The organism is Streptomyces erythrochromogenes, from assembly GCF_040684695.1.
GTDB classification, from domain to species: Bacteria; Actinomycetota; Actinomycetes; order Streptomycetales; family Streptomycetaceae; genus Streptomyces; species Streptomyces erythrochromogenes_C.
Genome location: NZ_JBFBGM010000001.1, coordinates 246,135 through 264,106, shown reverse-complemented (window position 1 = coordinate 264,106; position 17,972 = coordinate 246,135). Strand labels below are relative to the sequence as shown.

Genomic DNA, 17,972 nt, shown 5'->3' with positions numbered 1-17,972 from the left:
GGGAAGAGCACGGCAGCGATGAGCACGAGCATCACCCACGCCTAACGCACGCACTATCCACGACCATCCGAACGTTTTCGCCTGCACCGTCGCTCCAGAGACTCGATGCAGCATGGGCGAAAGATCATTCTCCCGGAAAGGGCATCCCGACTCACCGAACTCCGCGCCTGCGGCCGCAGGCAGTCCTTCAGCGTCTGCTCGGTATCAACCCCACAGCTGCCGAACGCTGGGCCGCCAGGGTCGCATACGCAGCCGAGGTGGCCCGCCGGTCAGACGGCTGAGAGCGATTACGCAGGAAGGAGTTGGACGATCCCCACTCACGGAAAGTCGCCCGTCTCGTGAAATGCGCGCACGCTCCAGCGTCCTGTCGGCACGGAAACTTGGGCCTGTTCCGGCAAGCCTCCCTGATCCGGGTACTCCACGGCCAGGTCCGCTCCGGCTACAGCGGAGTCCAGGAGAACCACTGCCCGACCGGTCTCCCAGACACCGCAGTCTTCCCACGGTTGGTCCCCATGACGGCCTTGGCAGCTTCAAGCAGCTCGGCGAACGTGCCGTCGCCCAGCTGTCCGCCCGGCGGTCCTGTCCGTCGACGTGTCAGTGGGCTCTGACAGCATCACGGTCGTGACCGATATTGATGACCTCGTGCAACGCGTTGCCACCCGAGCCGCATCGGACAGCAAGGACCTTCCCGCGCCTGTCGACGATGCCCAGATCGCGAAGGCCGAGGCACAACTGGGCTTCACGCTGCATCCCCTACTTGCGCGCCTGTATCGCGATGTTGCTGACGGCGGCTTCGGCCCTGACTACCGGCTGCTGCCACTGTTTGGTCCGAGCTCCAGCGTCACTGGCGAATACCTGACGAGACGTGAGGCGTCCGTTGGAGTGGAGCATCCAGAGTGGCCCGAAGGCGTCGTACCAATCCTGACCTGGGGCTGTGCCATGTATGCAGGCGTTGATTGTCTTAGTGAAGACGGGCAGGTCCTGCTCTTCGAGCCGAACCCGTATAGCGGCGGATCATGGGATGTGTGTTGGTTCCTCGACTCCGCCAGCCTCGAAGCGTGGCTGGAGACATGGCTCGCGGGCACGGGCTGGTTCGAGGAGGACGCCTTTGACAGGGACGACCTGGTCGAGCCTCAGCCATGGGAGCAGGCCGCGGGCCGGCTGTCGTCTGGCACATAGCGAAACGGCACCGCTGTCTTCCGGGCCGTCGTACTTTTCGGCCTGCGAGTACCGGCCCCGGATGATGGCGTTGTACTCGTGTGCAGCCTCGACCTTGTTGAAGGAAGCGCTACAGAACAGGCACTCGACGTTGTACGTCACTTCGATGTGGTCCCTGTCCGGGACGATCACGTGCTTGTCAGCGGACGCGGAACGCACACCCGTCGGAGTCGTTCCTGAGCGGCTGCCGTAGGTTCCCGGCCATGGACACGAGCACACTGCCCGCCGCGATTGAACTGATCCGGCTGGCCGACCCCAGTCAGAGCGTCACCGTTCGTTTGCGTTCACCCGAGCCCACCCTCGAAAGCCTGGGCGTCCGGTACTACGACGCGGAAGCCGTCGTCACAAGCGGCTTCGTGAACGGAACCGTCTATCTCGGGTTTGACTCCGAGGATCTCTCAGACTGGGGCCGGCTTCTGGACGCCATCGAGGAGAACGAGCAGGAGGCCGACTTCGACGACCCGTTCACGGCGGACTGGCCCCGATCCGGCCGCACGGCCTACCTCCGAATCATTGCCGACGACCCCTACACGGTCGAAGTCCATGACGGGCCCAGCACCCAGATCGTTGTGTCAGTGCCGCTCGATATGAGCGAAGAGTGGATAGCCGAGTCCAGGAAACGTCTGGCTGATGCCCGAGCAGCTCTCGGCGTCGACACAGAGGACCACTACGACACACGTCTCTGAACACGATCTCGCCCTCCCGCACCACACCCCGACTGCTTGACAGCGACGATTGAGAACCAGTCACAGGTGTGCACGTCCTCACCGGCGTCGCCGCGGTTCTGCGCCGCGCGCACGAGGTGTACGACGCCGCGCTCGCCGCACACTCGGCCGGACTCGAGATCCCCGACAGGCAGCCGGAGCAGCGGGGAGTGGCCGGGCTCCTGCCCTGTTGGCAACTGGAGTTGCCCGCCGCGACGACCTGGCCGTGGTCATAGTTGAAGCCGACCACTTCAGGGCCGTGAACGACGACTTCGGGCACCCGCCCGCGGGCGCCTTCCTCGCCGCCATCGTCCAGGTGCCCGCCGGCCTCCTGGAGCAGCGCCTCGCGGAGCTGGTCCGGATGCCGCACTCCCCCGTCGTCCTGGACGACGGCCGCACCGTCGACGTCACCGCCTTTCTCAACGTCGCCGCCTCCGTCGGGGTGGCTATCCCGCACGTGGTCGGCTCCCGCGACCTGGGCCTGTTGCAGCGGGCCGAGGGCGCCGCCCTGTACGACGGCAAGCAGTCGGGCCGCGCCCACTTGGCCACAGCCGCACCCACCACACTGCCCTCCGTCAACGTTCGTCCGGCCGGGCGGTTGGGTACAGCAGTCTGGGGCGAGCGGCTTGAGCATCCACACTGGAACCGTTCCGCCGGAGGCGACAGGATCCTTGGTATCAGCGTCAAGCGACCGTGGGCCACTGTCGTCGTCGCCGGGGCCCAGACGATCGAGAACGCCCGCAGTCGTGGTTCTGGCGCGGCCTGGTGCTGCTGCACGCGGGCCTGCAGAGCGGCCGGCCTGCCCCGCGCCTGCCTCTGTTCGCCCGCACGATCCGCGGCTGCGACCTGCCGACCGGCGCGGTCATCGGCATCGTCCGGCTGACCGCCGTCACCACCTGAGCGAAGTCCTTCGGGACCTGCTCGCGACGGCGATCCCGGCCGCTCGAGGCGAGCGTCGAGCGCAGGTCGATGCGGTCCGCATACGAATGCGGTGCGCGGTCCGCAGTCCGTGCTTGGCGGCGGTTGCCACGAGGCCGCCGAGGGTGGTTCTGGCGAGGTCGTGGGCGGCGAGGCGTTCCAGTGTCGGCAGGGCCCGTTCGTCGGCGGTGGAGCCGAGAGCGCGGCAGGCCAGTGCTCGGAGGTCCGGGTCGGGATCGGTGGTGAGGGTGATCAGGTCGTCCACCACCGGCGGACCGAAGGCAGCGATCGCTGAGGCGAGGTGATTGGCCTTCGGGTTCCGGCGTTCGATCATGGCCTTCCAGAGCACGGCGAGTGCCCGGTCGCCGCCGATTTGGCCGAGCGCCTGGGCGGCTCTGCTGCGTACCCAGTCGGTCTCGTCGTTCAGCCGGGCTGTCAGGGCGGGCACGGCGGCCGGTTCCTCGAAGAGGCCGAGCGCCTCGCAGGCTCCCTCGCGGACCATCGGATCGGGATGCTCCAGCAGGGCGGTGATCAGCGGCACGGCCCGGCGGAAGCCGAGTTCGGCGCAGGCGAGCGCCGACCACCGCACCCCACGGTGCCCGGTGTCGGCGAGCGCGCGCAGGAGACCCGGTTCGACGCTCGCGTCGCCGAAGAGAGCTATCCGGTTGAGTGCCTTGGACCAGACGGTGACATCATGCGCCCGGTGGTCGGAGGCGACCTCGGACAGGGCCGCTTGGGCCTGCGGATGGCCGAGCTCGGCCCACTCCAGCAGGGCGTCGATCGCCCGCAGCCGGATCGTGCGGTTGCTGGTCAGCTCGGCGGCGTGGACGGTGACGAGGGATGTCGGCCCGTCCGGTGGGTGGCCGAGTGCGTCCCCGAGGGGGCCGGCGAGTGGTGGTTCGAGTTCGCCCAACCGCAGGGCCAGTGGGCCGATTCGGGTACCGACGTCTGCGTCGTAGCGGCCGTCGCCCCGTAGGTTCGCGGCCAGCTTGGCAACCGTACGGAACAGCAGCCGTGCGCGGTCCGATGGAGAATCAGGGAAGGCGTCGAGTCGGCCGGACATCGCCGCGGTGACGGCGGTCGGCTGGCGGCCGGTGGCCTTCAGGACCGCCTCCGCCCAGGCGAGTGGCTCATCCTGACGCTCGTAGAGCTGGCGACCCCACAGGCGGAGGACAGCGTCGCGGTGGTCGGTCATCCCAGGATCGTTCCAGCAGAAAACACCGACAGCCAACGGGTTTTCCTCGTGGCCAGTCGGGTGCCAGATCGCCTCGGCGGCACTCCGGCAGTTGTCGCGTGCACCGCCAGAGGCCGGCGGCCCCTGGGGGGAATCGTGATAGTCAGGGTGGCGAGGAGCCTGACGTTGACCACTACTTCGGTCTCGAAATCCTGCCGTTGGGGCGCTGGCGTGACGGTTCGCATCCCTCCGTAGGAGACCGAGTTACGGAGGTCGGCCTGGGAACCGACCGCATCGTCCTCGCGCGGCGCAACGACGTCGACGGGGCGGGCGATGCCGGTTTCGACTCCCTGGTCGGCCCGGGACTCCGGCGCTGATCAGCGGGTGCGGGGCGTGGGGACCCTGCTCCCCCAGTGGTGACCGCAGGCGGACCACTTGCCGCGGCCGCAAGGGCAGGCACGGCTGCCGCGTGTGGGGTGGAAGTCGCGCCAGTACCCACGGCGGGTGAGCGTAGCTGCCGAGGTGGTCAGGCCGAAGTCGTCCACGAGGGCCAGGCCGTCGTCGAGGAGGTCCAGCATGTGCGTGCCGGCGGCGATCAGGGAGTCGGCGACCGCGAACGCGACGGTCGGCTCCAGAGCCCGGACGGACCGTGCGTCGCTGAGCGACATCGGGGATCGGGCGTAGCTGCGTACTGTGACGGCGCGTGAATCGTGTTGGAGCGGAGGAGTGGCGAAGGCAATCCTGGCTCCGAAGGCGGGGTGTGCGGCGTCGGAGAGCAGGTCGTACCACTGCGTGAACCTGTCCTCGCCCGTGGCCTTGGTCAGTTTCTTCACGAGCGTCAGGACGTTGGTGGCCTGAAGCTTCTCGTGGCTGCCCTTCATCCTGGAGCCGAACTCGGCCTTGAGGAGGAGGGGACTGAGTACCTCGCGAACCAGGGCGGGACGTTTCACTGGGTGTGCGGTGGTGGCTTTGCCGGTTCGCCATGCCTCGGTGATGGCGTTCTGTTCCTCAACCAGTGATCCCGCTTCTTCGATGACGGCCCGCGCGGTGACGGCGCCCGAGGTGATGCGCCACCGGGCCAGGTTTTCCAGGGTGTCGGTGAGGAGGTCGGCGCCGCGCCAGGCGTGGACGAGCCACCAGCTGACCAGGCGTGTGTGGAGCTCGGGGTAGATCACGGCTGCCGCCGGGTCGCGGGTACCGGCCTCGGTCACCTCGTCCATGGCGAGGACGGTCGCACCGTCGCCGGTGCGGACGAACGCCCAGTCTCCGGGATGTCGCTGAGCGAGTCGTTCCCACTTTTCCGCGGCGCTGCCGCTCAGGGGGGTCAGGAGCACTTCGGTGGTTCCCGCGTCCTCGCTTGTGCGGTGCAGTTCGGCGACACGGTCGGCGAGTTCCGTTAGGGCGGCGATACGACTTGTGCCGAGCGCGTGGGTGACGGCCGAGGTCAGTCCGGGTTCATGGTTGTTCACCGCACGGGACCTTAGCGTCATGGCCCTAGGGTGGGCGAGGTGTTCCCGCCGTTCCGGTCGGGGCCCGGAATTCGAGGAGATGTTGGTGACGGTGCCCAGGTTGGTGCGGGAGAGGTGACAGCGGAGGAGCGGGCGGAGAGCGCTGTGCAGGGCCCGCCCATGGTGACGGTCGGCATCGACCTGGCTGGATACTCCGGAACGACCGGGGTCTGCCGCGTCACCTGGGCGCACCAGCCGCTTGTCGAGTTCCTCGATGCCGGGAACGACGAGGACCTGTTGGCGGCTGTGCGGACTGCCGACAAGACCGGTCTGGATTCGCCCATCGGCTGGCCGGTGGAGTTTGTCGCGCTGCTCACCGCCCATCAGGCTGGCGCGGAGCTGCCCGGACGGTCGCGATACCTGCCGCACTCCGACGGCCGCGACGGGCTGCGAAGAGTCACTCATCGCCTGACCGACGACTTGGCGTGGAAGCGTACGGGCGCGGGGAAACAGCGTCCCCTCTCGGTTGCCGCCGACAAGCTGGGCGTCGTTGCCATGCGCGCGGTGGACCTCCTGGAACGTCTTGCCGACGAGGGCCGTGCCCTGCCCCGTGACGGCTCCGGTTCGGTCGCCGAGGTCTACCCGGCGTTCGCGCTGATCCAGTGGGGGCTTGCGCGCAGAGAGAGCTACAAGGGCTCCAAGCCGGCCGTGCTCCATGCGAGGGCCGAGATCCTCGCCGGCCTCGCGGATGGCTTGGGCCTCGGGATCGATGCACGCGCGCGCGAGCGGTGCACGCGCAGCGACCACGACCTGGACGCCCTGATATCGGCGGTCGTCGCACGGGCTGTCGCGTGTGGGCTGACCTATCTGCCGACAACGGATGAGGAGCGCGCCATGGCTGCGGTCGAAGGCTGGATACACCTCCCCCGGCACGATCTTCCACTTTCGGCCGTGCGGTATGGAGCAGGTTCCGACTCGGAGCGGACGTGTTCGGGGCAGGAGCCGGTGTCTCGCAAGCCCTTTTGACAGGATTGGGTGGGGTGTCGAGGTGCCAGGCGGATTACGCCCCCTTTAGGGTCCCTGGAGCAGTGAGCTCCTGGGCGGTTTACGGCCGTAAGACTCGCCGGGTGGGTGACCCCACGCAACGGGTCTCGGCAGGCTCCGATGCTGGTTAACGGGCACTGCCTTCGTGGGGGGTTCGTGGAGACGTTCGTGAAGACGCGATGGCCTGCCTCTACTTGAGCCTGGCGAGGCGGTTTGGGTATCCCCGCTACCGCCTTGGGCCCCGAGCGCGGCGGAGGGCAATGGCGGTGGTGATCAGCCAGCACCACGAAATCGATCCGAGGTCTTGTTGCTGGGTGCGAGTCTCGCCTTGTCGGGAGTCGATGCGGTAGCCAATTCCCAGGGCGGGCGAGTTTTACGGCCGTAAAACTCGCCCCGGCGGCAGGTGCCGATGGGACCGGTGCCTCGCTCGCGCTGGTGCTTTGTCGCGTTGGGCCTTGGCGGTCTCACCGCGCCTTGAACCGGCCGCAGCTGGCAGACGTGTCACCGTTCTGTGTCTGCGCCCAGGTCGGCCCGCATCACCGTGTGCGCGAGGGCTAGCGCGTCGAGGTACTCCTGCATGCGCTCCCGACCATGGGAGGTGACGCTCGTACCGTCGATGATGAGGTCTCGAAGGTCACGAGCGCACCGGTCGAAGTCCCGGGCCAGCGTCAGCACTGCTTGCGGTGCCAGGACCGCGAGTTCGTACCGCGGGGCGTAGCAGAGCGCGTATGCGGTGAATGCCTGATGCCCGCGTTCTTCGTCGGTGAGCCCTGGGGCTACAGAGAGGACACGGAGCTTGGTGCGGGTCTCCGCGTGGGCAGCGAGGTAGCGCGCATACACCTCCTGATTCATCTTGCGCCGCTCTCTGAGATCTTCCCTGCGGGCTCGGCGTTGCTCGACAAGGAGTGCCGAGCTGAGCGCGATGACCGCGCCCAGGAGTGTTCCGACGAGGGGTAACCATGTCATCTCACGACCATAGGCAGCACGATGCTTCGCGCGGCCTGCTCGGGCGGTCAATGTTCGATGCGATCGGGCAACCTGCGATGGGACGGGACACTCCCCCGGTGCTGCAGAGTCTCTGAGGTCGCACACCTGGCGTTGCGGACTCGCTTGTTTGACGCGGCCTGAACGAACGAGGCGATACCCCGACTAGGCAAGGCCCTCTGCACCCAGCATGGCTTCCATCCATTCCACCGGCATTCGGGGTGAGGTGCCGGCCTCCTCGGCCACGTTGCGTTGTTCGTCGGCGAGGAGAGACGGAAGGCAGTGCAAGGGCAGGGAAGGGTTGCTGGCCGCCGCAGCACGAACCACGGGGGCATCGTCGACGGCGAGCCTCCCCAGAATGTCCGCCGGCAGGGTGGCGGCCGCGGCCGCCGCTCGCAGCTGTGGGTTCTCCGACGTCGCGAACCTCACGTACGCCTGCGTTGGGAAGTCGGGCCGTCCCAGGATTCCGGGGTGGATTTTGCGATGGTCTCCGTGCTCCCAGACGATCCGCTCGAGGTCTGCCGCCGACGGGGAGTTCGCGTACAGGGCAGCGATCTTCTGTACGTACGGGTCCGGATCGTTGAGCAGACGCTCGGCGGCGTCCTCAGGCAGGCTCCCGGCGCAGGACGCCACGCCGTACCGCAGGAAGGCCAAGGGGGAGTCGACCAGAGTCAGCTTCTCCTCGACAGCTGCCTGCGCCAGCCAGCGGAGCTGATGGCTCATACATGCCGTGGAGAGGAGGCTGTCAGCTATGAACCATTCATCGTCCTCCTCCGCCGCGGCGAGGACTTCCTCGTAAAGACGTGTTCGGGTCTCGGCCGGGGTGTGCGGCGAGACCAGGAGCGAGAACCGGACCAGGGCGCTGTGTTCGGTGGCGAGCTCGTCGCGCAGTGCCTGGGGCAGATGAGGATTGCCTGCCACGGCAGCCCGAACATCCTCGTCCGGATCCCGGGCCAGCTCCACCGCAAGCTCGGCGGTGAGCCTGACGTGGGCAGCCACGAGCGACCGCGTCGCCGGGTCGGCCAGCAATGCCATGTGAAGGTCCGCCGGCGGGACGGGATGCAAGGGGGATGCGGCGGCCTTGCGCACTGAGGACTCCGGGTCCGACAGAAGAGCCCGATGAGCGTCTGCTGTCGGCCTCGTCCACCAGGCCGCCACGGCGCTCCGTACCTCAACGACGGGATCAGAGGCCAACCGTGTGCGCACGTCGTCCGGTGTCTCACCGTGGGCGGCAACCTCAGACCGCACGTGAGGGTCGGGGTCGGCGGCGAGATGGGTGAGCAGCGCGAGGGGTACCTCGCAGCCTGGTGTGGTCGGAGGCCACGCGAACCGTCGGACTGCCGACTTGCGGACCTCGGTTTCGGTGTGGTCGGCGAGTTGCCACCGGGTGGAGGCCGGGAGGTGCCTGTTTCTACCGAGCGCGGCCGCCACTTCGCTGGTGCCTGTTTCCATGAGAGCGGTGGCGAGCTGCACGGTCATCTGTTCACGGCGGCCTGCGATTTCCATCGCTGTCCAAGGGGTTCGCATGAGGCGGTGCAGGAGGTGCTCCGGGGTGGCCTCATTGCGTGCCACTCCCCTGAGGATGTTTCGGCGGGTCCTGGCTGTAACGATCGGTAGCTCCATGTCGCCAGACACTATCGGCGGCCGATGCTGCTGTAGGTGGGGGAGTTTGGTGGTCCACCGTCGGTTTTACGGCCGTGCAACTCTCTGGGCGGAGCCGTCCGACGGGACAGCCAGTTCATCCCTGTCCGACCCTCCCATCAGCGGGGTCTCACCGAAGTTCGATGACGACCCTGTTCGACCTCTTGAGGCTTGGTCACCGCTGCGTGTCTCGCGGATCAGGCCACGTACCCTCGGCTGCGTGCCTCGCCATCCGAAGAAGCCTCGCCGCCTGGTCGCCGACGGACGTGTACATGTGGACGCTGCGCCACAGCCACCGAAGGCATGACGGCGGCCGGTCTGCGGACTGCCGCGAGGTGCTCACTTTGTCCCCACAGCCGGCTGGCACCGGCGGTCCTCTGCGCGTTGTCTTTGCCGACGGCCTCGGCCGATACGTTCCGGGCGGGGCCTACTCCGGTTCCGGAGGCGTGGGCCTAGGCCGTTTCCTTCGGATCACGGAGAATTGGCCTGCGTGTTGTGAGGCGCGAGCAAGTGAGGGGGCAGGGATGGCGCTCGTCATGGAACTTCGTCAAGGGGTCTCTGCATCCCGGACGGGCCGAAAGCCTGGGACCCGGCCACCAGCAGGGCTGCTGGAGCGTTCGGTCGATGACAACGATTGAGTTCTCGATGGCCGTTGAACGGCTCGGCCGACACCGACTTCCGAGTCTGGCCCGCGTTGATCCCTACGGGGACACCACGCTGCGCGGTGAGGCGGTAGATCAGATGGTGCGAGAACTGGAAGGCTCGGATCTCGCTCGTCTGCGGGGTGGGCGGTCGCGTCATCACCGACAGGTGATCGACGCGATCGCGTTCAAGTACCGCACGGTCACGCCCTGGATGGACTTGCCTGAGCACTTCGGGTCGTGGAAGGGCGCCCACAACCGGCTGCGGAAGTGGGCGACCGACGGAACCTGGGAGAAGGTCCTCACCGCGCTGCTCGCCCAGGCCGACGCCGACGGCGACCTCGACTGGGTCGCCGCCGTCGACTCCACGATCGTCCGCGCTCACCAGCACGCCGCCGGGGCCCGTCAAAAGGGGCCCCGGCCGACGAGCCGGCCGATCATGCGCTCGGGCGTTCCCGCGGCGGACTGACCACGAAGGTCCACCTCGCCGCAGACAGTCGCTGCCGCCCGCTGGCGTTCGTGCTCACGCCAGGGCAGGCCGGAGACGCACCCGCCTTCGAGCAGGTCATGGCCCAGATCCGGGTGCCGCGCCCGATCGGCAGGCCCCGGACGACACCCGCGACGGTGCTGGCCGACAAGGCGTACTCGTCCCGGACGATCCGCAGCCATCTGCGGCGACGGGGGATCCGGTCAGTGATCCCGCAGCCCGCGGATCAGGCCGCGAACCGAAAGCGGCTCGGCCGCCCGCCGGCCTTCGACCGAGAGATCTACAGGCAGCGGAACACAGTCGAACGCTGCATCAACAAGCTCAAGCAATGGCGCGGCCAGGCCACCAGATACGACAAAACCGCCACCATCTACCTCGCCGGACTCCACCTCGCCGCCATCTTCATCTGGTCCGCACTGTGATCCGAAGGAGACGGCCTAGCCGCGATAGGTCTCCAGCAGCCGCAGCCAGATCTCGCTGAGGGTCGGGAAGGCCGGTACCGCGTGCCACAGGCGCGCGATCGGGACCTCCCCGGCCACGGCGATGGTCGCCGCGTGCACCAGCTCGGCGGCGCCCGGGCCGACGAAGGTGGCCCCCAGCAGGACCTCCCGGTCGAGGTCGACGACCATCCGGGCCCGGCCGCGGTAGCCGTCTGCGTACAGCCCGGCACCGGAGACCCTGCCCAGGTCGTAGTCGACGGCGCGCACCCGGTGGCCCGCCTGTTCGGCCTCGGCCAGGGTCAGGCCCACCGCGGCGGCCTCCGGGTCGGTGAAGACGGCCTGCGGGAGGGCGCGGGTGTCGGCGGTGGCCGTGTGGGCGCCCCAGGGTGCGGTGTCCAGCGGGCTGCCCGCCGCGCGGGCGACGATGGCGGCTCCCGCGATCCGGGCCTGGTACTTGCCCTGGTGGGTCAGGAGCGCCCGGTGGTTGACGTCTCCGACGGCGTACAGCCAGTCGGAGCCGGGCACCTGACAGCTCTCGTCGACCGCGATCCAGCCGCCGGGGGTCAGCCCGACCGTGTCCAGCCCGATGTCCTCGGTCCGCGGCGCGCGGCCCGTCGCCATGAGCAGTTCGTCGCCCTCCACGACCTCCCCGCCCGCCAGCACCACGCGCACGGGCCCGGTGGAGCCCTCCCGTTCGACGGACTCGACGGCCACGCCCGTACGGACCTCCGCCCCGGCCTCGCGCAGGGCGTCGGCGACGAGCTCCCCCGCGAAGGGCTCCATCCGCGGCAGCAGACCGGAACCGCGGACGAGGACCGTCACCTGCGATCCGAGCCCCTGCCAGGCGGTGGCCATCTCCGACGCCACCACGGAGCCGCCGACGATGACCAGCCGGCCGGGCACCTGGCGCGCGGACGTCGCCTCCCGGCTGGTCCAGGGGCGGGCCGCGGCCATGCCCGGGAGGTCGGGCACCAGCGCCCGGGTCCCGGTCGCGACGACCACCGCGTGCCGGGCCGACAGCACGCGCTGCTCCCCGTCCGGGCCGGTGACGGACACCTGGCGGACCCCGACGAGGCGGCCGTGGCCGCGGTGGAGGACGACGCCGATCGATTCGAGCCAGTCGACCTGGCCCTGGTCCTTCCAGTCGCCGGTCCAGTAGTCGCGGTGCGCGAACACCGCCGCGGTGTCCAGGGGCCCGGCGACGGCCGCCGCCAGGCCCGGTACCCGGCGGGCGTCGGCCCGCGCCAGCACCGGGCGCAGCAGCGCCTTGCTCGGCACGCAGGCCCAGTAGGAGCATTCCCCGCCGACCAGTTCGCTCTCCACCAGGGCCGTGCTCAGCCCGGCGGCGCGGGTCCGGTCGACGATGTTCTCGCCCACCGGACCCGCGCCGATCACCACGACGTCGTACTCCACCGCTTCAGTCATGCGGGCCAGTCTCACCGGTGATCGGTGGCCGCGTCACGCACTCAGGCCTCCGGCGTGCCGGACCCCTGGCCGCCGGAGTCCTGCGCGTCCGGCTGGGAGGCGGCGATCTTGGCGCGCACCTCGTCCATGTCGAGGGCGCGGGCCTGCCCGATGAGGTCGGTCAGCGCCGCCTCGGGCAGGGCGCCGGGCTGCGCGAAGATGGCCACCTGGTCCCGGACGATCATCAGGGTCGGGATCGAGGTGATCTGGAAGGCACCGGCCAGCTCCTGCTGGGCCTCGGTGTCCACCTTGGCGAAGACCAGGTCGGGGTGGGCCTCCGAAGCCCTCTCGTAGACCGGTGCGAACTGCAGGCACGGCCGGCACCAGCCCGCCCAGAAGTCGATCAGCACGAACGGGTTCTCGCTGACCGTCTGGTCGAAGTTTTCCTTGGTGAGCTCGACTGTAGCCACGGTGTCCAGACCTCCTGATAGAGCCGTCTGCACGTGGAACGAACGAGCCGCCCCAGGCATTCCTCGCATCGGACGGGCCGGCGCGTCCGCCACCCGCCGGACCCGCCGAATGGCCCGCCGCCCGCCGGGGGCGTTCCATCGAAGGGTGCCCCGTTTGCGCATCGACGTGCACGCCCACCTGTGGACCGCGGAGTACCTCGACCGCCTCGAACGGCTGGGGAAGAGCGATACGGGAACCCAGCGCGGGATCGGCGCCGAGGCGACCGCGGCCGACCTGGACCGGCGGTTCGCGCTGATGGACCGGGCGGGCGTGGACCTCCAGGTGCTCTCCGTCGCCCCGCAGTCCCCGCACCTGGCCGCGGAACCCGACGCGGTGGCGGTGGCACGGGCGGCGAACGACGCGTACGCGGAGCTGGTGGCCCGTTTCCCCGGTCGGTTCCGGTTCTTCGCCGCGCTGCCCCTCCCCCACGCGGACGCCGCGCTGCGCGAGACGGAGCGTGCCTTCGACGAACTCGGAGCGGTCGGCGTCGGCGTGACCACGACCGTCCTCGGGCACACCCTGGCCGATCCGCTGTTCCGTCCGGTCCTCCAGGAGCTCGACCGGCGCGGCGCCGTCCTGTGCATCCACCCGGCCGGCGAGGGCGCCCGCAGCCCGCTGATCAACGAGCACGGCATGACGTGGATGGTCGGGGCACCGGTCGAGGACACGGTGGCGATCATGCACCTGGTCTTCGCGGGCATCCCGGCACGCCACCCGCGCCTGCGCATCCTGGCCTCGCACCTGGGCGGGGCCCTCCCGCTGCTGCCGCGCCGGCTCGACGACCACGTGGCGTTCGAGGCCCCCGGGACGCCCGAACTCCCCTCCGTGGCCGTCGGCCGGCTCTGGTACGACACGGTCAGCCATGTGCACGGCCCGGCCCTGGTCGCCGCGGCGGCGACGTTCGGCGCGGACCGCCTCGTGCTCGGCACGGACTTCCCCTACGAGGACGGGGAGGTCTTCGTGAAGGCCGTGGAGTACGTCTCCGAGTCGGGGCTGACCCCGCAGGAGGCCACGATGATCCTCGACACGAACGCGGCGGACCTCCTCGGCCTCACCGGGGCGGCGCCCACCCCCGCTGCGGACACGGCCTAGGAGGGGGCCCACGGCCTAGAAGGGGTGGCCCGCGGGGGTGGTGCGGGCCGTGGTCCAGCGCAGTTCCGTGAAGGCGTCCAGGTTCGCCTCGCCGCCGAAGCGGGCGCCGGTGCCGGAGGCGCCGACACCGCCGAACGGTGCGACGGCCTCGTCGTTCACGGTCTGGTCGTTGACGTGGGCGATCCCGGTCGGGATGCGCTCGGCCAGGTCGAGGCCGCGCCCCGCGTCGCGGGTCACGATCCCCAGGGACAGGCCGTACGGTCCGGCCGAGGCCAGTTCCACCGCCTCGTCCTCCGTCGCGAAGGACCGTACGGGCGCGACCGGGCCGAAGACCTCCTCGGCGTAGGCGGGGGTGTCGTCGGCGACGCCCGCCAGGACGGTCGGGCGGTAGAAGAGGTCGCGGTGGGTGCCGCCGGCGACGAGCTTGGCCCCCGCCGCGGTGCTGGCCTCCACCAGCGCGTGCACGCGGTCCAGCTGGGCGCGGTCGATCAGCGGGCCCAGGTGGACCTGCTCGCGGTACGGGTCCCCCACGGCCAGTTCTTCGGCGCGCGCGGCGAGCCGCTCGACGTACTCGTCGTAGAGCGAGGCGTGCACGAGGTGGCGGCCGGCCGTCATGCAGATCTGGCCCTGGTGGAAGAAGGACCCCCAGGAGGCCTGGGCGACAGCCGCTTCGACGTCCGCGTCGCGGAGCACGACGAGGGCGGAGTTCCCGCCCAGCTCCAGGTGGGTGCGCTTGAGGTGACGGCCCGCCAGCTCGCCGACGGTGCGGCCGGCGGCGGTGGATCCGGTGAAGGACACCACCCGCACCCGCGGGTCGGCGACCACCGCGGCGCCCGTCTCCGCGCCGCCGGGCAGGACGTGCAGCAGCCCGTCCGGCAGTCCCGCGGCGGCGAGGACCGCGGCGAGCGCGAGCCCGCCGCAGACGGCCGTGCGCCGGTCGGGCTTGAGCAGCACCGCGTTGCCCAGGGCCAGGGCCGGTGCGACCGACCGGATCGCGAGGATCAGCGGGGCGTTGAAGGGGGCCACGACCCCGACCACACCGGCCGGGACCCGGCGGGTGAAGGACAGCCGGGGGGCCTCGCTGGGCAGTACCTGCCCGGTCGGCCGCGAGGCCAGCGCCGCGGCCTCGTAGCACTCCTGCGCGGCGACGTGCAGCTCGAAGTCGGCCTTGCCGGGTATCGACCCGGACTCGCGCACCAGCCACTGCCGCAGCTCGTCGGCGTGGGCGGTGAAGAGGTCCCCGGCGCGGCGGAGCACGGCCGCCCGCTGCGGGTGGGTGGTGCGCGCCCAGTCGCGCTGCGCCGCCCGGGCGCGTACGGCGGCCTCCGCCACGTCGGCGGGGGCGGCGAGGTCGAGGGTGGCGAGGGTGCGGCCGGTCGCGGGTTCGACGACCGGGGCGGCGCCGCCGGTGAGTGTGGGTCCGTCCTGCCAGAGCGTCGGGTCGAGGAGCGGCATGGCGCGGGGCCTCCGGGTGGGGATGGGCGGGATGCCGGACGAGGGGGGCGGCAGCACGCGCCATCGTGCCAGACCGGAGGCGCCACTTCTGTTCAGTTATTGGGCAGTTGACGATGCGGGCTGACCGGAAACGATCGACGCCGTGGTCGCGGGGGTCAGCGCTCCAGGACGAGCGCGATGCCCTGGCCCACGCCGATGCACAGCGCCGCCATGCCGGTGCCGGAGCCCGCCGCGGCCAGCTGGTGCGCGACCGAGCCGGCCAGCCGGGCGCCCGAGGCACCCAGCGGGTGACCGATCGCGATGGCACCGCCGCGCGGGTTGACCACGGCCGGATCCAGCTCGGGCCAGGCCGCCAGGCAGCCCAGGGCCTGCGCCGCGAAGGCCTCGTTGAGTTCGAGGACGGAGAGGTCGCCGAATCCGCGGCCGGCCTTGCCGAGCGCGCGCTGCACGGCGTCCACCGGACCGAGGCCGAACAGCTGGGGCTCGATCCCGGTGACGGCGGAGGCGCTGATCCGCGCGAGGGGTTCCCGGCCGGTGGCGGCCAGGCCGGCCTCGTCGGTCAGCAGCAGGGCGGCCGCGCCGTCGTTGAGCGGGGAGGCGTTGCCGGCCGTGACCGTGCCCCGGCCGTCGGTCCGGAACGCGGGCTTGAGCTTGGCCAGCGCCTCGGGGGTCGAGCCTTCGCGGATGCACTCGTCCCGCGCGAGGTCCACGCCCTCGTAGGGCACGACCTCGCCGTCGTACAGGCCGGCGGCCCAGGCGGCCGCGGCCTTGCGGTGGCTCTCCAGCGCGAAGGCGTCCTGTGCCTCGCGGGTGACGGCGTACTTGTCGGCGATCAGTTCGGCGCCCTCGCCGAGGGAGCCTGTCCACTCGGCGGGCATCCGCGGGTTCGTCATCCGCCAGCCCAGCGTGGTGGACCACATCTGCTGGTGTCCGGCCGGGAAGGCCCGTTCGGGCTTCTGGACCACCCAGGGGGCGCGGCTCATCGACTCGACGCCGCCCGCGATCGCCACGGAGGCGTCGCCGACCGCGATGGCCCGGGCGGCCTGGATCACGGCCTCCAGACCGGATCCGCAGAGCCGGTTGACGGTGACACCGGGGACGGTGACGGGCAGGCCGGCCAGCAGCACCGCCATGCGGGCCACGTCGCGGTTGTCCTCGCCCGCGCCGTTGGCGTCGCCGAAGACGACGTCGTCGATGCGGGCCGGATCGAGGTCGGGCGTACGGTCCACCAGCGCGCGCACCACGTGCGCGGCCAGGTCGTCCGGGCGGACCCCGGCGAGGGCGCCGCCGAACTTGCCGATCGGGGTGCGGACGGCGTCGACGACGTAGACGTCGCGGACGGTGCGGATGCTCATGGGGGCTCTCCTGGGCGGATCCGTACGGTCGCCGGCGCATCGGTGCCGGTGTGGGCACCGGGGCACGCCGCCGGGCACGCCCGGTGGGGCGCGCCCGCAGTCTCCGTCCGCAGGTCACCGCCTGTCAACGCCCCCTCCGGGACGGGCGGCGGCGGCGCCGTCAGGTCGACTCGCGGTGGACGGCCTCCGCGGCCATGAGGTCGTGGCGCTGCGTGACCTCCGACGGCTCGCGCACCGCGTGGTCCACGAGCGACGCCAGGTGGTCCCCGGTCGGCATCTCGATCCGCACCGTGCTCAGCCGGGGCCGCAGGAGCCGTCCGATGAGCAGGTCGTCGGCGCCGATCACGGCCACGTCCCCGGGGACGCGCAGCCCCTCGTCCTGCAGGGCCCGCATCAGCAGCATCGCGTACTCGTCGTTGTACGCGAACGCCGCGTCCAGCCGCAGCCCGCGCCACCGGGCGGCGAGTTCCGCGGCGGACTCCTCCGAGTACGCCATCGGCAGGGCCTCGACCTCCGCGCCCGCCACGCCGCGGGCTCCCGCCAGCCGGGGCGCCGAGAACAGCTCCAGCCCCTCCTCCCGCGGGACCACCACGCCGATACGCCGGCGGCCCCGCTCGACCAGGTGCGCGGCGGCCCGGGCGCCGACCTCCTGCTGGTCCATGACCAGGGCGTGCGCCCCGGGCACGCCGACCGGGCCCATCGTGATCACCGCGCGGGCACCGGCCCGTTTGAGGGTGGCGACGTTGTGGGCGGAGAGCGTGATCTCGCCGAGGGATATGACCGCCACCGGACGCAGCTCCGCCCACGCCCGGACGGCCTCGTCCCCGCCGAGGCCGAGGCTCCCGTACTGCACGACGGTGTAGTCGAGCCTGCGCAGCGCCCACTGCAGTTCGTTGAGGAAGGTGCTGTAGAGCGGACCGATCGGCACGTGCGGGGTGGGCAGCAGCACGATCCGGGTGCGTCCGGCGCGCAGGCTGCGGGCGGCGGCGTGCGGGACGTAGCCGAGTTCCTCGGCCGCCTCGCGGACCCTGCGCCGGGTGGGCTCGCTGATCCGGACGGCCTCGGCGTTGTTCAGCACGTACGAGACCGTCGCGCGCGACACGCCCGCGCGTCGGGCCACGTCGGCGCTGGTGGGAACGGGGGCCGGCGGCTCCGGCGACTTCGATGACTGAGACATTGCCGTGGCATCTTTCCAGAACGGACGGGCCCCGGGTCTGGCGGATGGCCGGAAACGAGTGCTACACAGTGATTACACGAGTCATTGACACGTGTAACCAACGCATTGCATCCTCGTCGCACCCCTCGCCCCATGCGTCACCGCACGTGGCGCGTGCCCCGTCGTGCCGCCGTCCTGTCGCGCTCCGTCGCACCCCCGCCGTCGCGACAGGGCGGCGCGCACCCCTCACCCCCGCCCGCGCCGGCCCGCCCCGGCGTCGGCGCGCCCCTCCCCTCGGCTC

General features: G+C 70.7%; 14 protein-coding genes and 2 pseudogenes. 6 read left to right on the top strand and 10 right to left on the bottom strand.

Translation table 11 applies throughout. From position 1 onward, the window contains the following. Positions 1-317 precede the first annotated feature (317 nt). Positions 318-494: pseudogene (locus AB0O53_RS01100) on the bottom strand (Imm21 family immunity protein); the annotation flags it as partial. A gap of 127 nt (positions 495-621) precedes the next feature. Here AB0O53_RS01100 and AB0O53_RS01095 point away from each other — a divergent pair. The 3 genes from AB0O53_RS01095 to AB0O53_RS01085 all read left to right on the top strand — a co-directional run bounded on the left by AB0O53_RS01095 (position 622) and on the right by AB0O53_RS01085 (position 2,805). Further along, positions 622-1,179 carry an SMI1/KNR4 family protein gene (locus AB0O53_RS01095; protein WP_365192540.1) on the top strand — a complete coding sequence of 186 codons (558 nt, stop codon included), beginning with the start codon at positions 622-624 and terminating at the stop codon, positions 1,177-1,179. A gap of 242 nt (positions 1,180-1,421) precedes the next feature. Beyond that, complete coding sequence (locus AB0O53_RS01090) at positions 1,422-1,904, top strand: DUF5959 family protein (protein WP_365192538.1); 483 nt, start codon at positions 1,422-1,424, stop codon at positions 1,902-1,904. 244 nt (positions 1,905-2,148) lie between these two features. Further along, complete coding sequence (locus AB0O53_RS01085; RefSeq protein ID WP_365192536.1) at positions 2,149-2,805, top strand: hypothetical protein; 657 nt, start codon at positions 2,149-2,151, stop codon at positions 2,803-2,805. A 6-nt stretch (positions 2,806-2,811) separates the two neighbouring features. On the opposite strand, the gene AB0O53_RS01080 is transcribed toward AB0O53_RS01085, so the two are convergent. Beyond that, the gene (locus AB0O53_RS01080) at positions 2,812-4,035 is read right to left on the bottom strand and encodes a HEAT repeat domain-containing protein (RefSeq protein WP_365192534.1); all 1,224 of its coding nucleotides are present in this window, start codon (positions 4,033-4,035) and stop codon (positions 2,812-2,814) included. Positions 4,036-4,391: 356 nt separating this feature from the next. Further along, a complete protein-coding gene (locus tag AB0O53_RS01075) occupies positions 4,392-5,483 on the bottom strand; it encodes a hypothetical protein (RefSeq protein WP_350992039.1) in 1,092 nt (363 codons plus the stop codon). 159 nt (positions 5,484-5,642) lie between these two features. Here AB0O53_RS01075 and AB0O53_RS01070 point away from each other — a divergent pair, with 159 nt between their 5' ends. Beyond that, on the top strand, positions 5,643-6,488 hold the full coding sequence (locus AB0O53_RS01070) for a DUF429 domain-containing protein (RefSeq protein WP_350992037.1): 846 nt from the start codon (positions 5,643-5,645) through the stop codon (positions 6,486-6,488). Positions 6,489-7,007: 519 nt separating this feature from the next. Here AB0O53_RS01070 and AB0O53_RS01065 read toward each other — a convergent pair. Together AB0O53_RS01065 and AB0O53_RS01060 are read right to left on the bottom strand one after the other, a co-directional pair. Next, positions 7,008-7,472, bottom strand: coding sequence for a hypothetical protein (locus AB0O53_RS01065; RefSeq protein WP_365192531.1), 465 nt, complete (start codon positions 7,470-7,472; stop codon positions 7,008-7,010). 183 nt (positions 7,473-7,655) lie between these two features. Further along, positions 7,656-9,062 (bottom strand): hypothetical protein, encoded by a 1,407-nt coding sequence (locus AB0O53_RS01060; protein ID WP_365192530.1) that lies wholly within the window; start codon positions 9,060-9,062, stop codon positions 7,656-7,658. A gap of 810 nt (positions 9,063-9,872) precedes the next feature. Between AB0O53_RS01060 and AB0O53_RS01055 the strand changes: the two are divergent. Further along, positions 9,873-10,681, top strand: a pseudogene (locus AB0O53_RS01055) (IS5 family transposase). 15 nt (positions 10,682-10,696) lie between these two features. On the opposite strand, the gene AB0O53_RS01050 reads toward AB0O53_RS01055, so the two are convergent. Both AB0O53_RS01050 and AB0O53_RS01045 read right to left on the bottom strand, forming a co-directional pair. Further along, entirely contained in the window at positions 10,697-12,124 is a 1,428-nt protein-coding gene (locus tag AB0O53_RS01050; RefSeq protein ID WP_350992031.1) for a dihydrolipoyl dehydrogenase family protein, read from the bottom strand. A 41-nt stretch (positions 12,125-12,165) separates the two neighbouring features. After that, positions 12,166-12,573 (bottom strand): thioredoxin family protein, encoded by a 408-nt coding sequence (locus tag AB0O53_RS01045; RefSeq protein WP_350992029.1) that lies wholly within the window; start codon positions 12,571-12,573, stop codon positions 12,166-12,168. Between the two features lie 145 nt (positions 12,574-12,718). Between AB0O53_RS01045 and AB0O53_RS01040 the strand changes: the two genes are divergently transcribed. Then, complete coding sequence (locus tag AB0O53_RS01040) at positions 12,719-13,705, top strand: amidohydrolase family protein (RefSeq protein ID WP_365192528.1); 987 nt, start codon at positions 12,719-12,721, stop codon at positions 13,703-13,705. Positions 13,706-13,720: 15 nt separating this feature from the next. Here AB0O53_RS01040 and AB0O53_RS01035 read toward each other — a convergent pair whose 3' ends face one another. The 3 genes from AB0O53_RS01035 to AB0O53_RS01025 all read right to left on the bottom strand — a co-directional run bounded on the left by AB0O53_RS01035 (position 13,721) and on the right by AB0O53_RS01025 (position 17,692). Then, complete coding sequence (locus tag AB0O53_RS01035; protein ID WP_350992025.1) at positions 13,721-15,160, bottom strand: aldehyde dehydrogenase family protein; 1,440 nt, start codon at positions 15,158-15,160, stop codon at positions 13,721-13,723. Positions 15,161-15,315: 155 nt separating this feature from the next. Then, positions 15,316-16,515, bottom strand: coding sequence for a thiolase family protein (locus AB0O53_RS01030; protein WP_365192526.1), 1,200 nt, complete (start codon positions 16,513-16,515; stop codon positions 15,316-15,318). Between the two features lie 160 nt (positions 16,516-16,675). Beyond that, positions 16,676-17,692, bottom strand: coding sequence for a LacI family DNA-binding transcriptional regulator (locus tag AB0O53_RS01025; protein WP_350992021.1), 1,017 nt, complete (start codon positions 17,690-17,692; stop codon positions 16,676-16,678). Between the last annotated feature and the right edge of the window lie 280 nt (positions 17,693-17,972).

Bases quoted from the DNA above. Each gene is read 5' to 3' on its own strand.
- AB0O53_RS01090 (WP_365192538.1), top strand. From the start codon at position 1,422: ATGGACACGAGCACACTGCCCGCCGCGATTGAACTGATCCGGCTGGCC.
- AB0O53_RS01080 (WP_365192534.1), bottom strand. From the start codon at position 4,035: ATGACCGACCACCGCGACGCTGTCCTCCGCCTGTGGGGTCGCCAGCTC.
- AB0O53_RS01070 (WP_350992037.1), top strand. From the start codon at position 5,643: ATGGTGACGGTCGGCATCGACCTGGCTGGATACTCCGGAACGACCGGG.
- AB0O53_RS01065 (WP_365192531.1), bottom strand. From the start codon at position 7,472: ATGACATGGTTACCCCTCGTCGGAACACTCCTGGGCGCGGTCATCGCG.
- AB0O53_RS01050 (WP_350992031.1), bottom strand. From the start codon at position 12,124: ATGACTGAAGCGGTGGAGTACGACGTCGTGGTGATCGGCGCGGGTCCG.
- AB0O53_RS01035 (WP_350992025.1), bottom strand. From the start codon at position 15,160: ATGCCGCTCCTCGACCCGACGCTCTGGCAGGACGGACCCACACTCACC.
- AB0O53_RS01030 (WP_365192526.1), bottom strand. From the start codon at position 16,515: ATGAGCATCCGCACCGTCCGCGACGTCTACGTCGTCGACGCCGTCCGC.
- AB0O53_RS01025 (WP_350992021.1), bottom strand. From the start codon at position 17,692: ATGTCTCAGTCATCGAAGTCGCCGGAGCCGCCGGCCCCCGTTCCCACC.